The 24,743-nt window shown below is 67.4% G+C and carries 20 protein-coding genes; 11 read left to right on the top strand and 9 right to left on the bottom strand.

The window, feature by feature from the left end:
* The first annotated feature begins 103 nt into the window (after window positions 1–103).
* From AC2YJX_RS17955 to AC2YJX_RS17945, 3 genes are all read left to right on the top strand, one after another.
* Entirely contained in the window at window positions 104–1,906 is a 1,803-nt protein-coding gene (locus AC2YJX_RS17955) for a WD40 repeat domain-containing protein (protein ID WP_487256844.1), read from the top strand.
* Between the two features lie 123 nt (window positions 1,907–2,029).
* Window positions 2,030–2,770, top strand: coding sequence for a sulfite exporter TauE/SafE family protein (locus AC2YJX_RS17950; protein WP_487256843.1), 741 nt, complete (start codon window positions 2,030–2,032; stop codon window positions 2,768–2,770).
* Between the two features lie 83 nt (window positions 2,771–2,853).
* Window positions 2,854–4,071 (top strand): MFS transporter, encoded by a 1,218-nt coding sequence (locus tag AC2YJX_RS17945; RefSeq protein WP_487256842.1) that lies wholly within the window; start codon window positions 2,854–2,856, stop codon window positions 4,069–4,071.
* Between the two features lie 40 nt (window positions 4,072–4,111).
* On the opposite strand, the gene dtd is transcribed toward AC2YJX_RS17945, so the two are convergent.
* On the bottom strand, window positions 4,112–4,564 hold the full coding sequence (gene dtd / locus AC2YJX_RS17940) for a D-aminoacyl-tRNA deacylase (RefSeq protein ID WP_487256841.1): 453 nt from the start codon (window positions 4,562–4,564) through the stop codon (window positions 4,112–4,114).
* Window positions 4,561–5,511: a cation diffusion facilitator family transporter gene (locus AC2YJX_RS17935; protein WP_487256840.1), complete on the bottom strand. Its 951-nt coding sequence runs from the start codon at window positions 5,509–5,511 to the stop codon at window positions 4,561–4,563. The genes dtd and AC2YJX_RS17935 overlap by 4 nt, the downstream gene beginning before the upstream one ends.
* A gap of 146 nt (window positions 5,512–5,657) precedes the next feature.
* Here AC2YJX_RS17935 and AC2YJX_RS17930 point away from each other — a divergent pair, with 146 nt between their 5' ends.
* The 4 genes from AC2YJX_RS17930 to AC2YJX_RS17915 all read left to right on the top strand — a co-directional run bounded on the left by AC2YJX_RS17930 (window position 5,658) and on the right by AC2YJX_RS17915 (window position 9,192).
* Entirely contained in the window at window positions 5,658–7,205 is a 1,548-nt protein-coding gene (locus AC2YJX_RS17930; RefSeq protein ID WP_487256839.1) for a sensor histidine kinase, read from the top strand.
* Window positions 7,195–7,827, top strand: a complete 633-nt coding sequence (locus AC2YJX_RS17925) for a response regulator transcription factor (RefSeq protein ID WP_487256838.1) — start codon at window positions 7,195–7,197, stop codon at window positions 7,825–7,827. Before AC2YJX_RS17930 ends, AC2YJX_RS17925 begins: the two co-directional genes overlap by 11 nt.
* Before the next feature lie 139 nt (window positions 7,828–7,966).
* The gene (locus AC2YJX_RS17920; protein WP_121423024.1) at window positions 7,967–8,461 is read left to right on the top strand and encodes a GlcG/HbpS family heme-binding protein; all 495 of its coding nucleotides are present in this window, start codon (window positions 7,967–7,969) and stop codon (window positions 8,459–8,461) included.
* Between the two features lie 41 nt (window positions 8,462–8,502).
* Window positions 8,503–9,192, top strand: a complete 690-nt coding sequence (locus AC2YJX_RS17915; RefSeq protein ID WP_487256837.1) for an ankyrin repeat domain-containing protein — start codon at window positions 8,503–8,505, stop codon at window positions 9,190–9,192.
* A gap of 54 nt (window positions 9,193–9,246) precedes the next feature.
* On the opposite strand, the gene AC2YJX_RS17910 is transcribed toward AC2YJX_RS17915, so the two are convergent.
* From AC2YJX_RS17910 to AC2YJX_RS17890, 5 genes are all read right to left on the bottom strand, one after another.
* Window positions 9,247–10,065: an amidohydrolase family protein gene (locus AC2YJX_RS17910; protein ID WP_487256836.1), complete on the bottom strand. Its 819-nt coding sequence runs from the start codon at window positions 10,063–10,065 to the stop codon at window positions 9,247–9,249.
* A 3-nt stretch (window positions 10,066–10,068) separates the two neighbouring features.
* On the bottom strand, window positions 10,069–11,079 hold the full coding sequence (locus AC2YJX_RS17905) for a tripartite tricarboxylate transporter substrate binding protein (RefSeq protein WP_431151738.1): 1,011 nt from the start codon (window positions 11,077–11,079) through the stop codon (window positions 10,069–10,071).
* Window positions 11,080–11,199: 120 nt separating this feature from the next.
* Window positions 11,200–11,943, bottom strand: coding sequence for a GntR family transcriptional regulator (locus AC2YJX_RS17900; RefSeq protein ID WP_055396362.1), 744 nt, complete (start codon window positions 11,941–11,943; stop codon window positions 11,200–11,202).
* Between the two features lie 388 nt (window positions 11,944–12,331).
* Window positions 12,332–13,735, bottom strand: a complete 1,404-nt coding sequence (gene dbpA, locus AC2YJX_RS17895; protein ID WP_487256835.1) for an ATP-dependent RNA helicase DbpA — start codon at window positions 13,733–13,735, stop codon at window positions 12,332–12,334.
* 33 nt (window positions 13,736–13,768) lie between these two features.
* Window positions 13,769–15,049 (bottom strand): MgtC/SapB family protein, encoded by a 1,281-nt coding sequence (locus AC2YJX_RS17890; protein ID WP_121422157.1) that lies wholly within the window; start codon window positions 15,047–15,049, stop codon window positions 13,769–13,771.
* Between the two features lie 164 nt (window positions 15,050–15,213).
* On the opposite strand from AC2YJX_RS17890, the gene AC2YJX_RS17885 reads away from it, so the two are divergent.
* From AC2YJX_RS17885 to AC2YJX_RS17870, 4 genes are all read left to right on the top strand, one after another.
* Window positions 15,214–17,286: a putative bifunctional diguanylate cyclase/phosphodiesterase gene (locus tag AC2YJX_RS17885; RefSeq protein ID WP_487256834.1), complete on the top strand. Its 2,073-nt coding sequence runs from the start codon at window positions 15,214–15,216 to the stop codon at window positions 17,284–17,286.
* Between the two features lie 68 nt (window positions 17,287–17,354).
* Entirely contained in the window at window positions 17,355–18,836 is a 1,482-nt protein-coding gene (locus AC2YJX_RS17880; RefSeq protein WP_055396354.1) for an AMP nucleosidase, read from the top strand.
* A 24-nt stretch (window positions 18,837–18,860) separates the two neighbouring features.
* Complete coding sequence (locus AC2YJX_RS17875; RefSeq protein WP_487256833.1) at window positions 18,861–19,997, top strand: GGDEF domain-containing protein; 1,137 nt, start codon at window positions 18,861–18,863, stop codon at window positions 19,995–19,997.
* 117 nt (window positions 19,998–20,114) lie between these two features.
* A complete protein-coding gene (locus AC2YJX_RS17870; RefSeq protein ID WP_176888169.1) occupies window positions 20,115–21,050 on the top strand; it encodes an ATP-binding cassette domain-containing protein in 936 nt (311 codons plus the stop codon).
* Here AC2YJX_RS17870 and AC2YJX_RS17865 read toward each other — a convergent pair.
* Entirely contained in the window at window positions 21,025–23,436 is a 2,412-nt protein-coding gene (locus tag AC2YJX_RS17865) for a putative bifunctional diguanylate cyclase/phosphodiesterase (RefSeq protein WP_487256832.1), read from the bottom strand. The two genes, AC2YJX_RS17870 and AC2YJX_RS17865, sit on opposite strands and share 26 nt — an antisense overlap.
* 64 nt (window positions 23,437–23,500) lie before the next feature.
* On the bottom strand, window positions 23,501–24,703 hold the full coding sequence (gene purT, locus AC2YJX_RS17860; protein ID WP_487256831.1) for a formate-dependent phosphoribosylglycinamide formyltransferase: 1,203 nt from the start codon (window positions 24,701–24,703) through the stop codon (window positions 23,501–23,503).
* Window positions 24,704–24,743: the final 40 nt, after the last annotated feature.

Here is a 24,743-nt window from a genome sequence, read left to right as displayed (position 1 = left end):
CTTGATAAGCGACGATTGACTCCTCCAGTGCGCGTCTCGCAGACCTGTTGACACTCCCGCCGCGCGCCCTGCCTGTCTCCCCCTTTTTTCAGGAGTCTTCTCTGTGACCTATTTCCAGCGACACCCTGCGCCCGTGGCGAATTCGGGCCTGCCATGCTTGTATCGCGCCTTGCTGCTGGCGGCGCCACTCGTTCTGGCGGCCTGCGGGGGCGGCAGTGGCGAATCGGAGCCCGCCGGACTCCCGGCCCCTTCCGGCTTCAGCGTGGCGAGCTACGGCCCCAAGACCTACAACTTGGGCTGGACCGTCACCCCGGGTGCGATGCGCTACGAACTGTTCGAGGACCCTGATGGCGCAGCAGGCCCCCAACCTGAATCGCTATTCGGCGTCGGCGCCGCCAACAACGTCACCAGCTTCCCCATACAGATTGGGGGGCTGCTGCACGAGCGTGTGAACGCGAGTTACCGGCTGCGCGCCTGCGACGCGAGCGGCTGCGGCCCGTTCACGAGCGCGGTAACACCCGACCTCACCCAGGCCATAGGGCGCTTCGACCTGCCTGCCGGCGATCCGACGCAGCGATTTGGCGCCTACACGAACGCAATTGCCCTTTCGGCCGACGGTTTAACGCTGGCTGTCGGGTCGCCCCGCGAGGGCAGTTCAGACGGCCTGGCAGGGGCGGGCGCGGTGTACATCTTCAGCCGCAGCATGCCAGGCGTTGGCATGCCAGCCCCTGCCTGGGGTCTGCGGGCGCGGCTGGAAGGCAGCAGTCCGGCCGCAAAGATGGCCTTTGGCGCCAGCCTCGCACTATCGGCCAACGGTCGCACGCTGGCAGTGGGTGCACCAGAGGAAAGAAGCAATGCACGCGGCATCAACGGCGATGCGGCCAACCGCGACGCGTATGGCGCGGGGGCTGCTTATATCTTCATGGACAACGGCAGCACCTGGAGCCAGCAGGCCTACATCAAGTCCCGCAACACGCCTGCGAAAGTCGAGACCTGCAGCCGCCTGGACATCTCTGGCACGGCTGTATTTCCATGCACCCCCCAACACTTTGGCTTCAGCGTGGCTCTGTCAGCCGACGGGAACCTGCTGGCGGTAGGAGCGCCCGAAGAAGGTGCTAACTTCACCCCGGGGTCTGCCGCCGTGTTGAGTGGACTCTCCTTCACCGGTGAAACCATTTTTGGGGGCGGCGTCGGAGCCGTTCACACCTTTGCCCGCAACAACGGCGGCTGGGCCGAGCAGGCGCAACTGCCAGGCAGCAGCGCCGACCCGACAATGGCCCGCTTTGGGGCGGTTGTAGCCCTGTCCAGCGACGGCACCGTGCTTGCGGCAAACACCGACAAGGACATCTCGGTCCTGACCCATCTCGGAGGTGTCTGGAGTGCACCCACGCAGGTGTGGCGCGTTCCTGCCGCAGGTGCGCTGACGGGTTCGCACAATCCCTTTGCAATGTCCAGGGACGGAAGCACACTGGCCGTCTTGGACCGCTCTGGAGGTACTGACGTTCAGCTGCGAACATTCACACGCACGGGGGACGCCTGGACGCAGCAGCCCGCATTGCCGGTCAAGGCTGCCGACGGGTTCTTTACAAACAGTGTCATGTTGTCGCTTTCTGCGGACGGCCGCATGCTTGCCGTGGGCAACCTCGACGATGCAAGCAACGCCTCTGGCATCAATGGCAACCCCAACAACCAGGCCTTATATTCAGCCGGAGCCGTCAATGTCTACCGCCGTGACGGCACCACCTGGGCGCACAGGGCCTACCTCAAGGCCCCCCAGCCGCGCGCACTTGCACGCTTCGGTGCCAGCGTCGCCCTGTCCGGTGATGCCAGCACCCTGGCCGTGGGCACCAGCAGTGCCACGGATGGCGTAACACCCGCCGCAGCCGACGCCGCCTATCTGTACTGATTGCATCGGCAGCCGGGACCCCACTGGCGACAGGGCTGAACACCCGACGAGGCTCACGGCAGGCAAAAGTGTTGCACCCGCGCCATCGCCAATGGTGGCGGCGCCACCCCCTACCATCGGAGCATGCTCGACACGCCTTTGCTGCTCACCGCCGCCTTCGTTGCCGGCGCCCTCAACGCCGTCGCCGGAGGCGGCAGTTTTCTGACCCTGCCCGCCCTCGTCTTCACTGGCGTGCCGCCTGTGGTGGCCAATGCCACGGGCACGGTAGCCCTGCTGCCCGGCTACATGGCCGGCGCATGGGGGTTCCGCGAAGACACGGCCCCGCCGCCGGGGCTGTCGATGCGCTTGTTGGTGGTGCTCTCACTCATCGGGGGCGCGGCCGGGGCCGCGCTGCTGCTGGTCACACCCGACGCCACCTTCCGCCGCGTGGTTCCCTGGCTGCTGCTGGCGGCCACGGCGCTGTTCGCATTCGGGCCGCAGCTGCGCCGGATGCTGACGGGCGGCAAACCCTCCACCGCCAAGGCCACGGTGGGCGTGCTGGCGGTGGCTGCCTATGGCGGCTATTTCAACGGCGGGCTGGGCATCCTTCTGCTGGCGCTGTTCGGCCTGCTAGGGCAGACGAACCTGAACGCTATGAACGGCCTCAAGAACTGGGTGTCGGCCCTGCTTACCGCCATTGCCGTGCTCATCTATGCGGCAGGTGGCGTGGTGCTGTGGCAGCAGGCGCTGATGATGATGGTGGCCGCCACCGCAGGCGGGTATGGTGGTGCACGCGTAGCTCGCAAGCTGCCTGCTAACGTGCTGCGCTGGGGCATTGTGGCTACCGGGCTGGTAATGGCCGCTCTGTTCTTCTGGCGGCAGTGAGCGGCAGCCCCCTGCCGTCCTCGTCGGCATCTCCATCCTTTCCTGCGGACAGCGGCCGGCCATCACCGCGTGCGCTGTGGGCCATGCTGCTTGCGCTGCTCAGCGGGTTTGCACTGAGCCAGGCCTTTCGCACCACCACGGCCATGGTGGCCCAAGGACTGACGGCGGACTTCGGGCTCTCGCCAGGGTCGCTGGGCGCGTTTGCGGGGCTGTTTGGCCTTTCCTTCGGCGTGGCCCAGTTGCTGATGGGCGTGGGGCTGGACCTGTACGGCCTGCGGCGCACGGTACTCACGGCGTTTCCGCTGGCGGTTGCGGGGTCGGCGCTCTCGGCCACCGCGCCGACCTACCCCTGGCTGATGGCAGGGCAACTGCTGATCGGCGTGGGCTGCTCGCCCGCGTTTCTGGCCTGCACGCTGTTCATTGCACGGCATTTTCCAGCGGACCGGTTTGCCTACCTGTCGGGCGTGGCGATGGGTGTGGGTGGCCTGGGCCTGCTGTTCACCGGCACGCCGCTGGCCTGGCTGGTGCAACACGGCGGTGGCTGGCGCACGGGTTATGCCGTGTTGGCGGTGCTCAGCGCGCTGTCGTGGCTGCTGATCTGGCTGCGCGTGCACGAGCCCACCCCTCTGGTGCCGCCCCCGGCGCAGCGCGAAACCTGGGGCCAGGCGCTGCTGGGCTTTGGCCAGCTGCTCACCGTGCCGCACACCTGGGGCATTCTGCTGCTGGGCATGTCGGGCTACGCCGCATTTTTGTCGCTGCGCGGCCTGTGGCTGGCACCGCTGCTGATGGACCGCTACCACCTCTCGCTGGTGGACAGTGGCAACGTTGCGCTGGGGCTCTCGCTGATTGCCCTCTTCGCGCCGGGTCTGGGCGGTCGGCTGGACCCGGGCATCGCCCGCCGCAGGCGCTGGATCGGCAATGCATCGCTGCTCATGGCGAGCCTGTTCATGGTGCTGGCGTTCCTGCACGGGAGCGCTGCGGCCAGCGTGGTGCTGATTTTGCTGATGGGCCTGCTGTCGGGCTATGGCGTGCTGCAGTACGCCGATGTGCGGGCCTCCTATCCGCCTACGCTCACAGGCCGGGCACTGTCGGCCTACACCATGGCGATGTTCCTGGGTGTGGCGCTGATGCAGTGGTTCACTGGCATCGTCGCCACCTGGGCGCAGCGCCAGGGGTGGGATGCCTACACGGCCGTCATGCTGGCCATTGCCACCTGGCTGGCACTGGCGTCGGCAGGGTTCCGGGTGCTGCCGGTGTCGCCCTTGGTTTCTCTCGAAAATAAAAGGAAAACAAGGCCATAGCGCTTATCCATCAAGCGCTGAATGCTATCTTTTTTGACCACTAAGCCGCTGTAGGAGGTATCCGCAGCGGGATGGTCACCGGGCCGTCATTGATGAGGTGCACCTGCATATCGGCGGCAAACTGGCCCGTGGCCACCTTGGGGTGCACCTTGCGCGCCTGGGCAACCACATAGTCGTACAGCCGCCGCCCCTCATCGGGTGCAGCCGCCCGGGTGAAGCTGGGGCGGTTGCCGCCAGTGGTGTCTGCCGCCAGCGTGAACTGGCTGACCAGCAGCAGGCCGCCACCGGTGTCCTGCACGCTCTGGTTCATCTTGCCTGCGGCGTCCGAAAAAATGCGCAGCTTGAGGATCTTGGCCAGCAGTTTGTCGGCCTCCATCTCCGTGTCACCGCGTTCGGCACACACCAGCACCAGCAGGCCTGCGCCGATGGCGCCCACGGTCTGCCCGTTCACCTCCACGCGCGCTGCGCGCACACGCTGCAATACGCTGATCACTTCACGGCATCCTTCAAATCGTCACGGGGGTCGTCGAAATGCGCTTCCACATCGGTGGGCAGCAGCTCGATGGTGGCGCGCAGGCCGGGTACGGCGGTCATCAGCGCACGCTCGACCTGGCCGCGCAGCTCGGCGGCGTGGCGCAGGGTCCAGTCGGCGGGCATGTGCAGGTGCATGTCCACAAACTGGCGCTGGCCCGCACGGCGGGTGGAGACATGGTCAAACCGCACGGCACCGGGCGCCTGCGATTGCACAAACTGCTGCAACGTGGCGTCGATGGTGGCCTGCACCTCGGGCTCTACCGCTGAATCCATCAGGCCCTGGGAGGATCGCCACACCAGTTCCACGCCCTCTTTCAGGATATTCAGCGCCACTGCAATCGCCGCCAGCGCATCCAGCCACAGCCAGCCCGTGAGGGCCGCGCCCGCAATGCCCACCAGCACACCGGCCGAGGTCCACACGTCGGTGACGAGATGGCGCGCATCGGCCTCCAGCGCGATGGAGCGGTACTCGCGGGCCGAGCGGAACATGAGCCACGCGAGAAAGCCATTGAGCGCCGAACTGAGCACCGACAGCCCCAGGCCCCAGCCCAGCTGTTCGATGGGCTGCGGGTCCATCAGCCGGTGCCCGGCCGCCCATAGGATGCCCGCCGACACCCCCACGATGAGGATGCCTTCGAACCCTGACGAAAAATACTCAGCCTTGTGGTGGCCGTAGGGGTGGTCGTCATCCGCAGGCCGCGCCGCCACGGTCACCATGGCCAGCGCAAACATGGCGCTGGCCAGGTTGACAAACGACTCCATCGCATCCGACAGCAGGCCCACCGAGCCGGTGACCACCCAGGCCAGCGTCTTGAGAGCAATGGTGACCCCCGCCACCGCAATAGACGCCCACAGCAGGTTGCGGGGTGTGAGCCATTGGTGAGGCTTTGGAGCAGGGTTGGACATGGATGGAGGTATTGGAGGAGCAGCGCTGAAGAACCGAGCCGGAATTACACCAGAGCGGCCTTAAGACCCGCTTTACGCCGTTTGCTCAGACAGCGCTACCTTCGGCGAAGCGCGTCCCGCGCAAGCCCCCATGCCAGAATCCGCGCATGACCCCGGCATGGCGCCGCCACCTTCCCTCGTACCGCACCCTGCATCTCCCCAGCCTGCTGCTCTGGGCCGTGGTCGCATGCGCAGGCGCCAGCTGGCTGGCCGTCGCGCGTTTGCAGCAGCTGCACGCAGCGTTCGAGACCGACGCGCGCATCGTGCACCGGCTACTGAGCCAGCGTGTGGTGCAGCACGATGCCATCATGGCGACGCTGGCGTTGCTGCAGCCCACCGCCGCAGCGAGCAACGGCACCGACGCCGCATCCCCCCTGCCCCGCCTGCCTTCGGTCTACCCGCAAATTCTGGCGGTGCTGCAGCGCACAGCGCAGAGTGATTGGCCCCCCGCACTGCAGGCAGAACTGGCGGCCGCTGAAGCCTCCTCACGCCGCACCGGCCATGCGGCCATGGCAGGGCTGAACCTGCCCGCAGGCCGCTATCACCTCGTGCTGGCAGGCACGCCCGCCAGCTACGCACTGCACATCGACCTGCGCAGCACCATTCCCATGGACGAGTGGCCCATGGACAGGTCCACCAGCCCCGTGCGTGTGACGCTGGAGCGCGATGGCGAGGCTTTCGTCGTACAGCCGGGCCGATCCGAGGTGGGTGCCTGGAGCCGCACCTACGAGTTTCACAAGCTGTTGGCGGCACAAAGCCAGCCGCTGGACGTGGTGGCCCGCCGCAGCGTGGGCCTGCACGAGCTGCCGTGGTGGGGCATGCTGGGCTGGTGCGTGCTGACCGCTGCGCTCTGGGCTGCAGGCCACGCACTGTGGCGCCAGCGCGTGGCCCGCCAGCGGGCCGAAGAACTGCTGCGCCTGGGCCAGGTGGCACGCCTGAACACACTGGGCGAGCTGGCCGCCGGCATGGCGCACGAGTTGAACCAGCCGCTGACGGCCCTGCTGTCGAGCACCCAGGCCGCCCAGCGCCTGCTGGCCGATGAACCGCCCGACCTCGACACCGCCCAGACGGCCATGGCCCGTGCGGTGGAGCAGGCACGCCGCGCCTCCACCGTGGTGGGTCGCCTGCGCCGCCTGGTGGAGCGCCCCGACCTGGCAGGCCAGGCCCAGCCGCTGGCGCTGCCCACGGCCGTGCACGACGCGCTGCACCTGCTGGAGCCCGAGCTGGCCCAGCGGGGTGTGGTGCCCAGCGTGACCACCGCCCCCGACCTGCCCACCGTGCTGGCCGAGCCTGTGGCCCTGCAGCAGATCATCCACAACCTGCTGATGAATGCATTGCAGGCGCTGGAACAGGTGCCAGCCACCGAACGCCAGCTGCACATTGCCATGGCGCGCACCGATACCGGGCACGTGGCCCTGTCGGTGCGCGACCACGGCCCGGGCATACCACCCGAGGCCCGCCAGCGCCTGTTCGAGCCGTTCTACACCACACGCACGGGCGGGCTGGGACTGGGCCTGACACTGTGCGACAGCCTGGCGCAGGCCATGGGCGCGCAGCTGGCCCTGGCGCCTGAGGCCGCTGCGCCAGCCCAAGACCCACGGGGCGCGGAGTTTGTGCTGACCCTGCCCACTGCACCGCCCGCCCATGACCGATAGCGCGCCATCCCTCTCGCCCCTGATCCACCTGGTGGACGACGATGCCGCCGTGCGCGACAGCCTCTCCCTGCTCATCAGCACCGTGGGCCTGCGCGTACAGGCCTGGGCCGACCCGCAGTCCTTCATGGCAGGGTTTGACCGCGCCAGCATCGGCGCCATCGTGCTCGATGTGCGCATGCCCGGCATCAGCGGCCTCACGGTGCTGGAGCAGCTGCTCTCGCAGGGCGTGGACCAGCCCATGATCCTGCTGACCGGCCACGGCACGGTGGAGATGTGCCGCCGCGCGTTCAAGGCCGGGGCGGCGGAGTTTCTCGAAAAGCCCGTGGACGACGAAGTGCTGATCGAAGCCCTGCAGAACGCCGTGCGCCAGCATGTGCGATCCCGCGAGCGCCACCAGGCCGACCAGCAGGCGCGCGAGCGCTTCGCACAACTGTCGGCCCGCGAGCGCGAGGTGCTGGGCTTGATCGTGGAGGGCCTGACCAACAAGGAGATCGGGCGCGCGCTGGCACTGTCGCCCCGCACGGTGGAAACGCACCGCGCCAACCTGTTTGGCAAGCTGGGGGCGGAGTCGCTGGCGCAGCTGATACGGCGGTATGCGGCGCTGGTGGATGCAGCATCCTGAGCAGCTTTGCCAAGGCCTTCCGTAGTTTTACGGAGGCCCGCGCGTAGCCGCCCGAATGGCTGAAAACCGCAGCGTTTTCTACAGTTCTCCCACGGCGCCACAACGGGTGGCACCGACGTCAAAAACACCGGAGAACACCATGCAAAACCGCCTCGCCACCATCGCCGCCCTCACCCTGTCCCTGATCGCCACCGCCGCCAGCGCCGAAGGCGTGCGCACCGAAAAGAACATCTCGCTGGACCTGGCCACGCAGATCGCCGCGCAAACCGTCGCCACCTGCAGCGCCAACGGCTACAACGTGACCGCCACCGTGGTGGACCGCGCAGGCACCGTGCGCGCCGTGCACCGCGCCGACAACGCAGGCCCCCACACGCTGGAAGCCAGCCGCCTGAAGGCCTACACCTCGGCATCGGCCAAGAACACCACGCTGGCCATGATGGAAGGCGCGCAGAAAAACCCCGCTGCTGCCAACCTGGTGAACATCCCTGGCTACCTGCTGCTGGGCGGCGGCGTGCCGGTGAAGGTGGGTAACGAAGTCATCGGCGCCGTGGGCGTGGGCGGCGCGCCTGGCGGCCACCTGGACGAGCAATGCGCCGTGGCCGGCATCGCCAAGGTGCAGGATCTGCTGAAGTAACCCCCCGCCCACACCTGCAACGCACGCCATCGGAGACACCCGTGAAGCACTGGAACCTTGTATTCACACTGGCCGCTGCACTGGCCTGTGCCACCACGGCCCAGGCCCAGGTGCCTCCCACGGCGGCCGAAACAGCGGCCTACCAGGGCCTGCATGCCGCTGCGGCGCGGGGCGACATGCCGACGTTGAACAAGCTGATTGCCGCAAAGGGTGACCTGAACGCCCGCGACGCTTACGGTCGCACACCGCTGCATGTGGCCACCTACGCCCGGCAGGCCGAAGCGATCCGCGCCCTTGCCAAAGCGGGCGCTGGCCTGGATCTGCTGGAAAACGACCGTTACGACGCCGTGACCATTGCCGCCGTGGCCGACGACGAGGCCACGCTGCGCGTGCTGCTGCAACTGGGCGCCAGCGCCAAACAGGTGACCAGCCGCTACGAAGGCACGGCGCTCATCGCCGCTGCCCACCTGGGGCACGACGGCGTGGTGCGCCAGCTGATCGCCGCTGGCGCGCCGCTGGACCATGTGAACAACCTGCACTGGACGGCGCTCATCGAGTCCATCGTGCTGGGCAACGGCGGCCCGCGCCACCAAGCGACCCTGAACGCCCTGCTGCGGACGGGAGCGAGCCAAACGCTGACCGACCGGCAGGGCAACACGCCGCTGCAACTGGCGCGCCAACGGGGCTTCAGCGAAATGGTGCGGATGCTGGAAACGGCAGGCGCCAGGTAAAGACACGGCGGGTGCGGGAAGCACCCATGCCAATGCCCCCATACGCACTTCGCTTCAGCGGTACAGCTCGGCGCCCGCCATGCGCACCTTGTCGGCGCGCGCCGCGCCCAGGGCATCCACCACCGGCTCCCACACACCCGCGTAGGCGGGCATGGCGTCCGGAGCAAACGCCGTATGGGGCCAGTCCGAACCCCACACCAGCCGCTCACCCATCAGCCCTGCCACGCGGCGGATCGCGCCGTGCAGTTCGGCGTAGGGGGCCCCGGCCTGCAGGCGGTACCAGCCCGACAGCTTGACCCATGCCCCCAGGTCGGCCAGCCTTGCCAGCGCCTGCCAGGCCGCATCGTCCTGCGCCAAGGCGGCGTGCATTCCCGCCAGATGGTCCAGCACACAAGGCAACCCCGTTTGCAGATGCAGCTGGGCAATCTGCGCCAGTTGGGCGGGTGCTGCATACCACTGCACATGCCAGCCCAGCGCCTTCAGGCGGGGCGCCAGCGCCTGCATGGCCTGCGCCCCGTTGCCCACGGGGGACACCAGATTGAAACGCACGCCGCGCACGCCCAGTGCGTGCATGGAGTGCAGTTCGCTGTCGGCAATGTCGGTATCCACCACCACCACCGCGCGGTGCCGACCCGGTTCGCGCGCCAGGGCGTCGAGCACCAGCCGGTTGTCGGTGCCATACACACTGGGCTGCACCAACACGAGGTGGCCCACGCCCAGCTTCGCGGCTTCTGCCTCAATGCGTTCGAGAGGCTGGTGCGCAGGCTGGTAGTGCCCGGCCTGGACCGGGGCTGCGGCATCAAACACATGGACGTGCGTGTCCCATCCCTCCAGGGCTTCCCGCAACGGTGTGGATGTGGCCAGCGCACCCATGGGTCAGCCCACCACGATCTTGCGCTCACGGATGACCTTGCCCCACTGCACTTGCTGGGCCTGGATGAACTTGCCCGCACTGGCCTGGGTGGCATCGGGAAAGGCATCACCGCCCAGCGCGCGGATGCGGCCCAGCACCTCAGGGTCTGCCAGCGCCTTGCGGATGGCGTTGACCAGCTGCGTGCGCACCTCGGGCGCAATGCCCGCCGGAGCCAGCACGGGGTTCCACTCCAGCACTTCGTAGTCGGCCACGCCGGCCTGCGCCATGGTGGGCACATCGGGCAGCGAACGGGCGCGCACGGCGCTGGTCACTGCCAGCGGCCGCAGCTTGCCCGCCTGAATGTGGCCCAGGGACGAGGCCACATTGGCAAAAAACAGCGGCACCTGGCCTCCCATCACGTCGTTCATGGCAGGGCCGCCCCCACGATAGGGAATGTGGGACAGCCGCACGCCTGTGCGCTCTTCAAACAACGCCCCCGCCAGATGCTGGGCCGAACCATTGCCGGACGACGCATAGGCCACGTCCTCGGGCTTGGCCTTGGCGCGCGCGATGACTTCCTTGACGGAATTGACACCGAAGCCCGGGTGGCACACCAGCACGTTCGGAAAGGTCGCCAACACGGCCAGTGGCACAAAGGCCGTGTTGCTGTCGTAGGGCAGCTTGGGGTAGAGCGATGGATTGACAGCGAACGACGATGCATCGAGCAGCAGTGTGGTGCCATCCGGCGTGGCGCGGGCCACCGCCGATGCGGCCAGCTGGCCGCTGGCGCCGGGCTTGTTGTCCACCACAACGCCTTGCCCCAGCGCCTCGGCCATGCGGGGCGCGATGATGCGGGCCATCAGGTCGGCACCGCCGCCTGCCGGGTAAGAGACAACCAGGGTCACGGTGCGTCCGCCGCCCACGCCCGCGGCGCGGGTGTGCACCCAGGGGGCGGCCAAGGTGGCGCCCACGGCAGCCAGGGCCGCGCGGCGCGACAAACCAGGGGGGTTCAGAGGATCGGACAGATGGTGCATACAGGTCTCCTTGGTTGAGTTTTCAGGCGTTCAGGGGGACACGCAGGAAGCTGGCGCCCCAAGTCCAGCAGGGGGTGTGGAACTGGCTTGCCAGGCCACGGACACCCCCACGGTTGTCGTTCATGTAATGGTCACGGTGTAGTGAAAGGCATGGGCATCGCCGCGCGTGGTGCGCCATTCGACGCAGCGCCCGCCCAGGTCGTAGGCGGCCCGTTGCACCACCACGCCCGGATGGCCTGCGGCCAGCCCCAGGGGGATGGCCTGAGCGGCCGTCAGCACGGCAAAGCCAATGTCGTCCACGGCACGGTGCACATGCACGCCGCAGCGCCGCGCGAACATGGGGTACAGCAGGTCGTCCCATTCGGCGGTGCTGCCTTCGGCCAGGGGAGCAAACACATCCAGCGGCAACCACAGCTCTTCCAGCAGACAGGGCTGGTCGGCCAGCAGGCGCAAACGCTGCAGCCGCAGCACCATCTCGCCCGTGGCCAAGCCCAGCCTGCGGGCCACGGCGGCCGGGGCCGCCACGCGCTGGCGTGACAGGATGCGCGAGCGTGGCATTTCGCCACTGCCGCTGTCAAACCTAAAAAAGCGCAGCATCGACGCACCGGCAATCCCTTGGCGCACAAAGGTGCCCCGGCCGTGTATGCGTTCTACCAGGCCTTGCGCCACCAGGAGTTCCAGCGCACGGCGCATGGTGCCCAGCGCCACCTGGTGCTCGGTGGCCAGCAGGCTTTCTGCCGGCAGGGCCGAGCCGGGTGGCCACTCCCCGGCCACCACGCGGGCACGCAGGGCGGCGGCCAGGGCGGCGTAGCGGCTCAGTCCCGGGGCACTGTCAAAGGCAACAACTTTGTGGGATGTGGTCATGCCAAGAACTATAGTCCTCTATAGGTCATGATGCAATGCGTAGATGCCACAGGCGGCGTGAAAAAAACAGCTGCGGAAATGATCCGCCGCCGGGCAGAACCTGATCGCTATCAAGTAGATAGCAACAAATGACACCCATCAAGCGCTGGCGGCATTTTTCACCCAAACTTTCACCTGCCACCAGCGCAGCCAGCCTCCGCGCAGCGGCGCTGGCCCCACGTGAGCGCCTCAGATCTGAGAGTTTTTTAGCCGAGCCCGAAAAGCACGCGAAAACGCCCCGGCTCGTCGTTGCAAATGCTCGCCATAGCCCGAGCTATGGCTGTGCTTTGCGCCTAGATCCGAGGCGTTTTCGCGTGCAGGCGGGCATAGATAAAAGACTCTCAGCCTCTCAGTCCGTGACGAGCCGCGCCTTCACGGTCTTGCCCTTCACGCGGCCCTGGTTCAGGCGCTGCGCGGCCTGCGCGCCAATGGCGCGGTCCACCGCCACGTAGGTCGAGAAGTCGTTCACATTGATCTTGCCGATCTGCTCGCGGGTGTAGCCCATCTCGCCCGTGAGCGCGCCCAGTACGTCGCCCGCACGGATCTTTTCCTTGCGGCCACCGATGATCTGGATGGTGACCATGGGCGGCACCAGCGGGCCGCTGCCTGTGGGCGTGAGGTCCGCCACCGGGAACCAGCGCGACTCGCGGCCCTGCAGTTGCTCGATCTTGCCCACATAGCCCATCTCGTCCAGGCTGGCCAGGTTCAGCGCCAGGCCGTCGGCATCGCCCCGGCCGGTGCGGCCAATGCGGTGGATGTGCACCTCGGGATCGGGCGTCACATCCACGTTGATCACGGCGGCCAGGTTGGCAATGTCAAGGCCCCGCGCGGCCACGTCGGTGGCCACCAGCACCGAGCAACTGCGGTTGGCAAACTGCACCAGCACCTGATCACGCTCACGTTGTTCCAGCTCGCCAAACAACGCCAGCGCGCTGAAGCCCTGGGCCTGCAGCACCCCCACCAGGTCGCGGCACTGCTGCTTGGTGTTGCAAAAGGCGATGGACGATTCTGGGCGGAAGTGGTTGAGCAGCTGCGACACCGTGTGCAGGCGCTCGCTGTTTTTCACCTCGTACCAGCGCTGCTCGATCTTGCCTTCGGCATGCTGGGCCTGCACCGTGATCTGCTCGGGCGACTTCATGAACTGGGCGCTGAGCTTGGCGATGCCCTCGGGGTACGTTGCCGAAAACAGCAGCGTCTGGCGCTCCTTGGGGCACTGCTTGGCCACCACGACGATGTCGTCGAAGAAGCCCATGTCGAGCATGCGGTCGGCCTCATCGAGCACCAGGGTGTTGAGCGCCTCCAGCGACAGGTGCTGGCGCTCCAGGTGGTCCATCACGCGGCCGGGCGTGCCCACCACGATGTGCGCGCCATGCTCCAGGCTCAGCGTCTGTGCGCGCAGCGGCACGCCGCCACACAGGGTCACGACCTTGATGTTTTCTTCGGCCCGCGCCAGGCGGCGGATCTCGGTGGTCACCTGGTCGGCCAGCTCGCGCGTGGGGCACAGCACCAGCGCCTGCACCGCAAAACGGCGGGGGTTGAGGTTGGCCAGCAGGGCCAGGGCAAACGCGGCGGTCTTGCCGCTGCCGGTGCTGGCCTGGGCGATCAGGTCCTTGCCCAGCAACGCGGGCGGCAGGCTGGCCGCCTGGATGGGGGTCATGGTGGTGTAGCCCAGCTGCTGCAGGTTGGCCAGCGTGGCGGGGCTCAGGGCCAGCGCGCTGAAATCAGCGCGGGCTTGGTTTTCTTTGGAGGTCATGGGTCGATTATCCGGCCCCGCCTTCACCAGCCGCTATGCCTGCAGGGCCAACACCCCCACAAAAGCCAGGGTGTGCGCCAGCACGCCCGGTGCCACAGCCAGCGCGTAGCGCCAGCCACCACTGGCCAGGGCCACCGCGCACTTGCTGCCTGCATGCACCAGCAGCGCGGCCATCAGGGCCTGCGCGATGGCGGGTGCGGCCGCGCTGTGCGGGCCGCCGCGCACCAGCACGGCCGCCGTGGCGGCATGCACGTCGGCCAAGGCCGCCAGCAGCGCGCCTGCCAGCATGCCCGCGTCGCCTTGCCACGCCGTGAGCCCCTGCACACCGGCCTGAATGCCAGTGAGCAGAGCCGCAATCAGCAAGGCATCGCGCAGCTTGAACATAGGGGTGTCAGGGGGTACAGCAACCGCCACCTCCGCACCGGCGTCCATAGCCTTCGCAGACAGGTGCGCCGCGCCGCGCCCGCCCCACCATCCCACGGCGGCCGCCACACACCCGCCCGCCAGCGCGGGCAGCCACAGCCGAGCCAGCCACTGCGGCTGCACGGTGGCGGCCACCACCACGATCTGGGCCATGGTGGCCACACACGACAGCACCGCAGCGCCTGCGTTGGTGTGCGCCGTGGCCCGGCCCGCTCGCACCTCCATACCCAGGCTGCCGATGGTGGCGGTGCTCGACACAAACCCGGAGGCCAGCGCCGACAGCGCCACGGCATGGCGCGCCTGCATCAGTCGCTTGGCCAAGTGCGCCAGCGACTGGATCACCAGCAGCACGATGACCAGGCGCACCACCACCTGCGGGTTCAGCACGTCTTGCCACAGGGGGGTGTTGGGGGCCAGCGGATACACCAGCAAAGCCAAGGCGGCCAGAATGAGCCCGCTGCGCACCTCGCCGGGCTGCAGCCACTGGTTGGAAAACTGGTGCAACACGTCCCGCAACGCCAGCAGCCCCGTCACCACCACCGCCAGGGCGGCGGCCAGCAACTGGTCGCGCGCGCAGGTCACCCCGATCAGATAGGCCAGAAACAAGGCGATCTCGGTGGTGACGCCAGGGTCGCCAGAGCGGTCGCGCGCATAGGCCACCACCGTGAGGGCCGCTACCAACACGGCCCCCACCACCACCAGCACAGGAACCGCCGTGAGCGCAGCTGCCGCGCCCCCCAGGGAAGCCAGGGTGAACGACCGCACCCCGGCCAGCGCCCGGTCGGGCCCCGCCCCTTTGCGACGCTCGCGCTCAATACCCATCAGCAAACCGCACCCCGCTGCGCTCGCCAGCACGGCCAGCGCTGAGGAAAAACCTCCGAACTCCTGCATGGAACTCCCGCACCTTTCCTGTCTTTTGTTCTTCTGGCAATGCCCCATGGTGACAGAAAGACCCACCGCAACCCACCCACCCGCGCAGCAAACTTGCATGGGGAGTTGCCCCAAGCCTTGCTGTCAGGTCTATCGGCTATAACAAAACCCATCAGCGCCTGCCCATGCAAGACCTCACCAACGCAGCCCCCACCCCTGGCCCCCGAGGCTCCAGCGATGCTTTGCTGCGGCTGATTGCAGACTCCGTGCCCGCGCTGATGGCCTACTACAACCTGCCCGGCCTGTGCTGCCAGTTCGCCAACCAAGGCTATGCCGCCTACAACGGCCACACGACCGAGTCCATCCTGGGCCTCACGGTGCAGGAGGCCATCGGCGACAAGGCCTGGCTGGCCATCCAGCCGCATGTGGAACGGTCCGCATGCGGCGAACATGTGAAGTACACACGTGAGCAGACCTTGCCCAATGGCGAGGCCCGCATGATCGAGGTCAACCTGATCCCGCACTTTGACGCCAGCGCGCAGCAGCTGGGCTCGTTCGTTCTGATCACCGACATCACTGAGCGCTGGCGCGCGGAGCGCCAAGTGCGCCAGAGCGAAGAGCGCATGCGCAAGTTCACCGAGGCCACGGACGAGGCCATCGTGTTCCACCGCGACGGCATCATCACCGACGGCAATGAGGCACTCACCCGCCTGACGGGCTATGCGCTGCAGGAGGTGGTGGGGTTTTCCATCTTCCACTTCATCAGTCCGGAATGGAGGGCCGTGGCGCTGGACTACACGCGCACCGGGCGCGAAGACCCCTACGAAGTGACCATCCGCCACAAGGACGGTCATGTCATTCCCGTGGAGGTAGTGGGCAAGACCATGCCACTGCACCATGCCGACTACCGCATCGTGGTGGTGCGTGACATCACGGCCCGCAAGCAGGCCCAGGAGCGCGAGGCCTTCATTGCGCTGCACGACACGCTCACGCAGCTGCCCAACCGCCACTTCCTGATGGAACAGCTGTCGCAGGTGCTGTCGCTGGCCCGCAGGCGCCACGGCCGTGCGGCCGTGCTTTTTGTGAACCTGGACCATTTCAAGACGGTGAACGACTCGCTGGGCCACCATGCAGGCGACCAGCTGCTGTGCAACGTGGCCGAACGCCTGCGCCAGGGCGTGCGCGACGCTGACGTGGTGGCGCGGCTGGGCGGCGATGAGTTTGTGGTGGTGCTGACCGATGTGCAGGGCCCCGACGATGCCGCCCGGGTGGCCGACAAGCTGCTGGCGTCCATGCACGGCGTGTTCACCCTGGGCCAGGTGCCGCTGACGGTGTCCCCCTCCATCGGTATCAGCCTGTTCCCCGAACACGCCACCACCGGCGATGCACTGCTGCGCTGCGCCGATGCAGCCATGCACCACGCCAAGGAAAGCGGCCGCGGCAACCGCCAGTTCTACACCCCGAGCATGGAAGCCAGCGCCATCGATGTGCTGCAGCACGAGCGCCTTCTGCGCGAGGCCATTGTGGACAACGCCTTTGTGCTGCACTACCAGCCCCAGATCAGCCTGCAAGACGGCTCCCTGCAGGGGCTGGAGGCTCTGGTGCGCTGGCGCCACCCGCAGCGCGGCCTGGTGGGGCCGGACGAGTTCATCACCTTTTCGGAATCGCGCGGCCTCATCACCCCCATCGGCCGCTGGGTGATGCGCGAGGCCTGCCGCCAGCTCAAGGAATGGCAGGACGAGGGCCTGGCCCTGGTGCCCGTGGCGGTGAACCTGTCGGCCCTCGAATTTCGCCAGCGCGATGTCGCTGGCGAAATCGCCGCGGCGCTGCGCGATACCGGCCTGGCGCCGCAGTACCTGGGGATCGAGCTGACCGAATCCGTGCTCATGCACCAGACCGGCCAGGTGCTGGACACCCTCAATGCCCTCAAAGCGCTGGGCGTGGGCATCTCGATCGACGACTTTGGCACGGGGTATTCGTCGCTGGCCTACCTCAAGCGCTACCCCATCGACAGCCTCAAGATCGACCGGTCTTTTGTGGTGGACACGCCCGGCAACCCCGACGACGTGGCCATCGTCACGGCCGTCATTCAGATGGCCCGCAGCCTGCAGCTCAAAACCGTGGCCGAAGGGGTGGAAACCCCAGCGCAGGTGCAATTGCTCAAGGGCCTGGGGTGTGACCTGATCCAGGGGCATGTGGTGTCGGTGCCGCTGGATGCCGTGGCGCTCCAGCGCTGGATGCGCGATTTGCCGGTTTAAGAACCTGTTTCCGATCCCTTCCCGGTGCCGTCACACAGACACGTTCCCGGCTTGTGGACAATAGGGGCATGCCCCTCATCCCCGACTTCATCGCCCCCACCCGCCACACCGACCCGGCCGACGCACTGGCCCAGGTGCAGCGCATTTACCAGCAACAGATTGGCCACCTGCGCGACGCCATGCAGCGTTTTGTGGCGGGCGAAACGCCCGAAGGCGCCGTGCGCGCGTTCTACCCCTTTGTACGGGTGCACACCACCACCGTGGCGCGGGCCGACACCAAGCTGGCCTATGGTTTTGTGGAAGGCCCTGGGCGCTACGAAACCACCCTCACCCGGCCCGACCTGTTCGCTCACTACTACGCCGAGCAGTTTCGCCTGCTGCGCGCCAGCCACAACGTGGAGCTGGAAGTGGGCACCAGCGCCCACCCCATTCCGATCCATTTTTCGTTTGCCGAGCACGACCACATCGAGGGCACGCTGACGCCCGAGCGCCGCATGCTGATGCGCGACGTGTTCGACCTGCCCGACCTGGCTGCCATGGACGACGGCATCGCCAACGGCACCTGGCAGGCCCGCCCGGGCGAGGCGCAGCCGCTATCGCTGTTCACCGCGCCGCGCGTGGACTACTCGCTGCACCGCCTGCGCCACTACACGGGAACGGCGCCCGAGTGGTTCCAGAACTTCGTGCTGTTCACAAATTACCAGTTCTACATCGACGAATTTGTGCGCCTGGGCCACGCCGAGATGGCCAAGCCCGACAGTGAATACATCGCCTTCATCGAGCCGGGCAACGTGGTAACCCGCCGCGTGGGATTGGGTGCCCAGCCCGGCGACGAACTGGGCGTAGCTCCGCCGCGCTTGCCGCAAATGCCCGGCTACCACCTCGTGCGCGCAGACAGCAGCGGCATCACCATGGTCAACATCGGCGTGGGCCCCGCCAACGCCAAGACCATCACCGACCACATCGCCGTGTTGCGCCCCCACGCCTGGATGATGCTGGGCCACTGCGCGGGCCTGCGCAACAGCCAGCAGCTGGGCGACTACGTGCTGGCCCACGCCTATGTGCGTGAGGACCATGTGCTGGACGAAGACCTGCCGCTGTGGGTGCCCATCCCGGCGCTGGCCGAGATCCAGCTCGCGCTGCAGCAGGCCGTGGCCGATGTCACGCAGATCAGCGGCGCCGACCTGAAGCGCGTGATGCGCACCGGCACCGTGGCCAGCACCGACAACCGCAACTGGGAGCTGCTGCCCGACAACACGCCCCAGCGCCGTTTCAGCCAGAGCCGCGCAGTGGCGCTGGACATGGAAAGCGCCACCATCGCCGCCAATGGCTTTCGCTTTCGCGTGCCCTACGGCACCCTGCTGTGCGTGAGCGACAAGCCCCTGCACGGCGAAATCAAGCTGCCCGGCATGGCCAACCACTTCTACCGCGAGCGGGTGGACCAGCACCTGCGCATCGGCATGCGCGCCATCGAGATCCTGCGCAACGGCGGCGTGGACCGCCTGCACAGCCGCAAGCTGCGCAGCTTTGCCGAGGTCGCTTTTCAGTAAACACAGGCCCCGGGGCCGCTGCGTATGCCACTGGATTTCCTCACGCTGATGACGGTCATGGCGGCCAACCTGTTCATGATCTCGGCCGCGCTGCCGCTGATCATGGGCCGGGACGTGAGCCGCGCGGCCCGCCATGTGCAGGCCAGCATGCTGCTGCAGGCCGTGGCCTGGGCGGCCATCATTGCCTCATCCACCCTGTGGGACCAGGCCCTTTCCACCGTGTCGATTGCCTGCAACGCGGCCGCACAGTGGATGCTGTACCGGGCGCTCGAAGAATGGCTGGGCCCCCGTCCCTTGCGCCGCCTGCTGCTGGTGCTGGTGATAGCCGCCCCGCTGGGCTACACCCTGGGCTTTGGTCACTACGCCTGGCGCGTGGGCTGGGCCAACTTTGTATTGGCCACCATCCTGTGCATCGTTGCGCGCGCCACCCTGGCGCCTGTGGTCGAGGCCAACCTGCGCTGGCGCAGCCTGCTGTTGGGCTGCCTGCTGACGTCGGCCGCGTTCACGTTGGCGCGGGGCATGCTGGGCGCCTTCACCGACCAGTACCCCAGCTTTCGCACGCCCCATCCCGTCAACCTGGCAGCTGCTGTGGCCACCAATGTGAGCCTGGTGCTGGGCACGGTCGCCCTGCTGGTGGCCTGGCGGTCGGAGGCTGAACACAAGCTGCGCACGCTGGCGATGACCGACGGCCTCACCGGCGTGCTCAACCGGCGCGGCTTCACCACCCAAGGCAGCAGCCTGCTGGCCCACGCCGCACGCCACCAGTTGCCCATGACGGCAATGATGCTGGACCTGGACCACTTCAAGCAGGTCAACGACACCCATGGCCACGAGGCTGGTGACCGCGCCCTGCAACTCTTTGCCCGTCTGCTGGGCGACACCTGCCGCAGCGGCGACCTGGTTGGCCGCCTGGGTGGCGAGGAGTTTGGTGTGCTGCTGTTGCACAACAGCGAGCCCGCCGGACTGGCCCTGGACCGGCGACTGCGCAGGCGCCTGCATGCAGCCAGTGTGGCCGAGCTGGGCTTTGCGCTGGACTACAGCGCCGGGATGGCCGTCCTGCAGCCCGGCGAGGCCGCCCTGGCGGAACTGATGGCCCGTGCCGACGGCGCCCTCTATGCAGCCAAGACGGCGGGCCGTGGGCGGCTGATCGCAGCGGACTGAGCCAATTGATCCTCTTTTGATAGCAATCAGTGCACTATCCACCTGCGCTAAGTGTTGATTTTTGCTACAACGACTGCGCGCAACACCGGGTATGCCCACGTCGCACACAATCGCCCCATGACCGCACTTTTTGAAGCTCTGCACCTGCGCAAACGTTATGGCGAGACCACGGTGGTGGACGACGTGTCCTTCGCGATTGCTCCCGGCGAATGCCTGGGCGTCATCGGCCCCAACGGTGCTGGAAAGACCACCACCATTCGCATGTGCCTGGGCCTGGCGTCACCGGATGGCGGCGAAGTGCATTTCACCTCCAAGCCCGGCACCGCACCGCTGCACATGCCACGCGATGCGCTGGCCATCAAGGCGCAGCTGGGTGTGGTCACGCAGTTCGACACCCTCGACCCGGACTTCACCTGCGCCGAGAACCTGCGCGTATTCGGCCGCTACTTTGGCCTCAAAGGCGCTGTGATGGACGAGCGTGTACCCCAGTTGCTGGAGTTCGCAGCCCTCACCCACAAGGCCGATGCCAAGCCGGGCGAGCTATCGGGCGGCATGAAGCGGCGCCTGTCGCTGGCGCGCGCCCTGGTCAACAACCCGCGCCTGCTGCTGCTGGACGAGCCCACCACCGGCCTGGACCCGCAAGCCCGCCACCTGATGTGGGAGCGCCTGCAACTGCTGCTGCAGCAAGGCAAGTCGATCCTGCTGACCACCCACTTCATGGACGAGGCCGAGCGCCTGTGCTCGCGCCTGCTGGTGCTGGACCACGGCCGCAAGATTGCGGAAGGCCGCCCGCGCGAACTGATCGCCCAGCACCTGGAGCCGGATGTGGTGGAGGTGTTCGGCGTGGGGGCCGTCCAGATGGCCGAAGACGCCGCGCTGCGTACCCTGGCCGCGCGCGTGGAGATCAGCGGCGAGACGGTGTTTTTCTACACCCAGAACGCCCAGCCGCTGCTGCAGGCGCTGGGGCAGCATGGCCACCTGCGCACGCTACACCGGCCGGCCAATCTGGAAGACCTGTTCCTCAAGCTCACGGGGCGGCAGATCCGGGAGTGAGGCCGGCGGGAGGGCCCGCCATCCGGCCCTGCCACCAGTTTTCAAGGTCTTGTGGCGCGCAAGGCTGGGAAAAGAGGTAACCCTGCAGTTCGTCGCAGCCCAGCCGGGCCAGCCACTGTGCCTGGTGCTCGGTTTCCACGCCCTCGGCCACCGTGCGCAGGCCCAACTTTTGCGCCAGGGCCACGATGGCGTCCACCAGTGCTTCGCCCCGGTCATTGCTCCCCAGGTCGTTGACGAAAGAGCGGTCGATCTTGAGCTTGCGCACCGGAAACCGCTTGAGCTGGCTCAGTGACGAATAGCCGGTGCCGAAGTCGTCGATGGCCAGCTGCACGCCCAGCGCGGTGAGGCGTTGCATGGTCTGCAGGGCCTCCTCCACTGGCTCCATGATCGAGCTTTCGGTGATCTCCAGTTGCAGCAAATGGGACAGGCACCCCGTGCGCTGCAAGGCACGGGCCACCACCTGGTCCAGCTCGGGCTCCTGAAACTGGCGGGCCGAGAGGTTCACCGCCACCGGGATCTCCCCCCACCCGGCATCCAGCCACCGGCGTGCCTGCGCGCAGGCCTTGTTCAGCACCCATTCGCCCAGGGGCACGATCAGCCCCGTTTCTTCCGCAATGCCGATGAACTGCAGCGGAGACACCAGCCCACGCTCCGGGTCCGCCCACCGCACCAGCGCCTCCACCGACGACACCCGACCCGTCCGCGCATCCATGATGGGCTGATAGTGCAGGCGCAGCCCGTCGTGCTCGATGGCATGGCGCAGGCCCGCCTCCACCCGCAGGCGCTCCGTCAACACCTCCGTCATGTGCGGGCTGAAGAAAGCCAGCCGATTCCCCCCCAGGTCCTTGGCGTCGTACATGGCCACGTCTGCATTGCGCAACAACAGGTCGCCAGAGTCCCCATCCTGCGGGAAGACCGCAATGCCCAGGCTGGTGCCCAGCAACCAGCTGGACGTGCCGGTCTCCACAGGCAGGGTCAGCGCCCGCACAATGCGCCGCGCCATGGGCTCCACCACCGCCGGGTCCGGCAGGTCGGGCAGCACCACCACAAACTCATCCCCACCCGGCCGGGCCACCACATCGCCAGGACGCACACAACCCTGCAACCTGGCCGCCACCTCCTTGAGCAAGGCATCGCCCCGGGCATGTCCCAGGCTGTCATTCACTCCTTTGAACCGGTCCAGGTCCATGGCCAGAACGGCCACGCAGTGGCCCTGCTCCCGCGCCCGGTCCAACGCCGCGTCCAGCCGCTCCGTGAGGCTGTAGCGGTTGGCCAAATCGGTCAGGGGGTCTCGCCGCGCCTGGCGCTCCAGCGTCTCCGTGTGCAGCGCGATGGACTGCTGCTGGCGCAGCAGGGACTCCGCCATCCGGTCCAGTGCCCGGGCCACCTGCCCCAGCTCTCCCGGTGGATAGGGTGTACCAATGGGTTCGGCGTAGTTGCCAGCATCCATGCGGCCAATGGCACGTATGGCGCGCATGGCATGGCGGCGCACCGCAAATTCCACCAACAGAAAAGCCGCAACGAACACGATGACCGCCAGCGCCAGCACCCCCAGCAGTGCGCGCCGGAACTGGCGCTCCACCGGGCCACGCAGGTCGTCCTCGGGCACGGCCAGGGCCAGACGCAGATCCGAGCCCTGTGCGCGCGGCAACTGGGCGCGCACCCAGACGCGACGCACGCCATCGGCCCCCTCCATCACGGCATGCCCTTCGACTGCTTGCAACATGAAAGTGCGTTCGGCGTCCCCCAGGGTCAGCGGCGCCACCTCCGGCCGCCGGAAGTCCATGACCACCGAACCGTCGGCATTCCATACCTGCAGATGCATGCGCTCATAGCGCTGTGCATGCACCGTGGCCTGCCCGTAGTCCTGCATGTCGAGCGAGGCCAGCAGGATGAAGCGCAACGCGCCTCCCGCATCGCGCACCGGGTAGGCCACCTGCAGCACCCCTTTGCCCGTCAGGCGGCCTATGACCGCTTCCAGCACCGGCCCGGAGGCCGTCAGCGCACGCTGAAAGTAACTGCGGTCCCGGAGGTCCAGGGTACGGCCACTGCGCAGCGAATCACAGAACAGGGAGCCATCGGGCTGGATGGTGAGGATGCCGGTGTACTGAGGATGTTCCTTGAGGACATCTGCCAGGAAATCAGAGCAGGCGCCCTTGTCGCCCGCTGCCAGCAGGGGTACGCGCCCCAGGCCAAACAAGAGCTGCCCTGTGCCCGCGATCTTGTCGTCCAGGTCGCTGGCAATGATGCCTGCCCGGGCCACCAGCCGGTCGCGCGCCTGTCCGGTGGTGGCCACCCGGAACTCCAGCAGCAGCCACACCAGGGCCGGCACAGGCAACAAAGAGGCTGCCAGCACCAGCCACAGGATCCGCGCACTCAGGCTCACAGGGGTTCTCCTTCACAGAAGCGCCGTCGTCGCACCGGCCCGCCGCAACTGCGGCCGCAGGCTATCAGGCCACGCGGGGCCTGACCTTGCTCGCCGCCAGCTTGGCGTTCGCACGCGCCGTGTCCACATTCTGAGCCCGAGCCAGCGCCACGCCCATACGGCGCTTCACAAAACTCTCGGGCTTGCCGAACAGGCGCAGATCGGTGCCCGGCACGCGCAGGGCTTCTTCCACACCATCGAACACGATGCCCTGGGCTTCCACGCCGCCGTAGATGACGGCGCTGGCGCCGGGATTGCGCAGGCTGGTGTCCACGGGCAGGCCCAGGATGGCGCGGGCGTGCAGCTCAAACTCGCTCTGGTGCTGGGTGCACAGCGTGACCAGGCCGGTGTCGTGCGGGCGGGGGCTCACCTCGCTGAACCAGACGTCCTGGCCCTTGACGAACAGCTCCACGCCAAACAATCCCTGGCCGCCCAGGTTGTCGGTGACTGCCTTGGCGATCTGGCGCGACTTTTCGAGCGCAGCGGGGTGCATGGGGTGCGGCTGCCAGCTTTCCACGTAGTCACCGCTGACCTGCACGTGCCCGATGGGGTCGCAGAAGTGGGTTTCGATCTGGCCATCGACTCCCACGGCGCGCACGGTGAGCTGCGTGATCTCATAGTCAAAGTCGATGAAGCCCTCGACGATCACGCGGCCATGGCTCACGCGGCCACCGGCCATGGCGTAGTCCCAGGCCTTCTTCACGTCATCAGGCCCGTCGATCTTGCTCTGGCCTTTGCCGGAGCTGCTCATCACGGGCTTGACGATGCAGGGGTAACCGATACCGGCATCGATCGCGACCTGCAGCTCTTCCAGCGAATTGCAGAATTTGTAGGGGCTGGTGGGCAACCCCAGCGTCTCGGCCGCCAGCACGCGGATGCCTTCGCGGTCCATGGTCAGGCGCGCTGCGCGGGCCGTGGGGATCACGCGCACGGTGCCCGCGGCTTCCAGCTGTTCGAGCATGGGGGTGGCGATGGCTTCGATCTCGGGCACCACCAGGTGGGGCCGTTCGGCTTCGATCAGCGCCTTGAGCTGGGCCGGGTCGCTCATGGTGATGGTGCGCGCGTGGTGGGCCACCTGCTGGCCGGGGGCGTTGTCGTAGCGGTCTACGGCAATGGTTTCCACCCCCAGGCGCTGCAGCGCGATCAGTACCTCCTTACCCAGCTCGCCCGAGCCCAGCAGCATGACTTTGGTGGCATGGGGGGACAGAGGGGTTCCGAGGGTGGTCATGGTGGGGGCTTTCGAGAAGGTGAAAAAGTCGGTAAATGGC

The organism is Acidovorax sp. SRI_002 (genome assembly GCF_057586455.1).
Note: the sequence above shows the minus strand (reverse complement) of the source record. Positions and strands in the feature narration are given on the sequence as shown.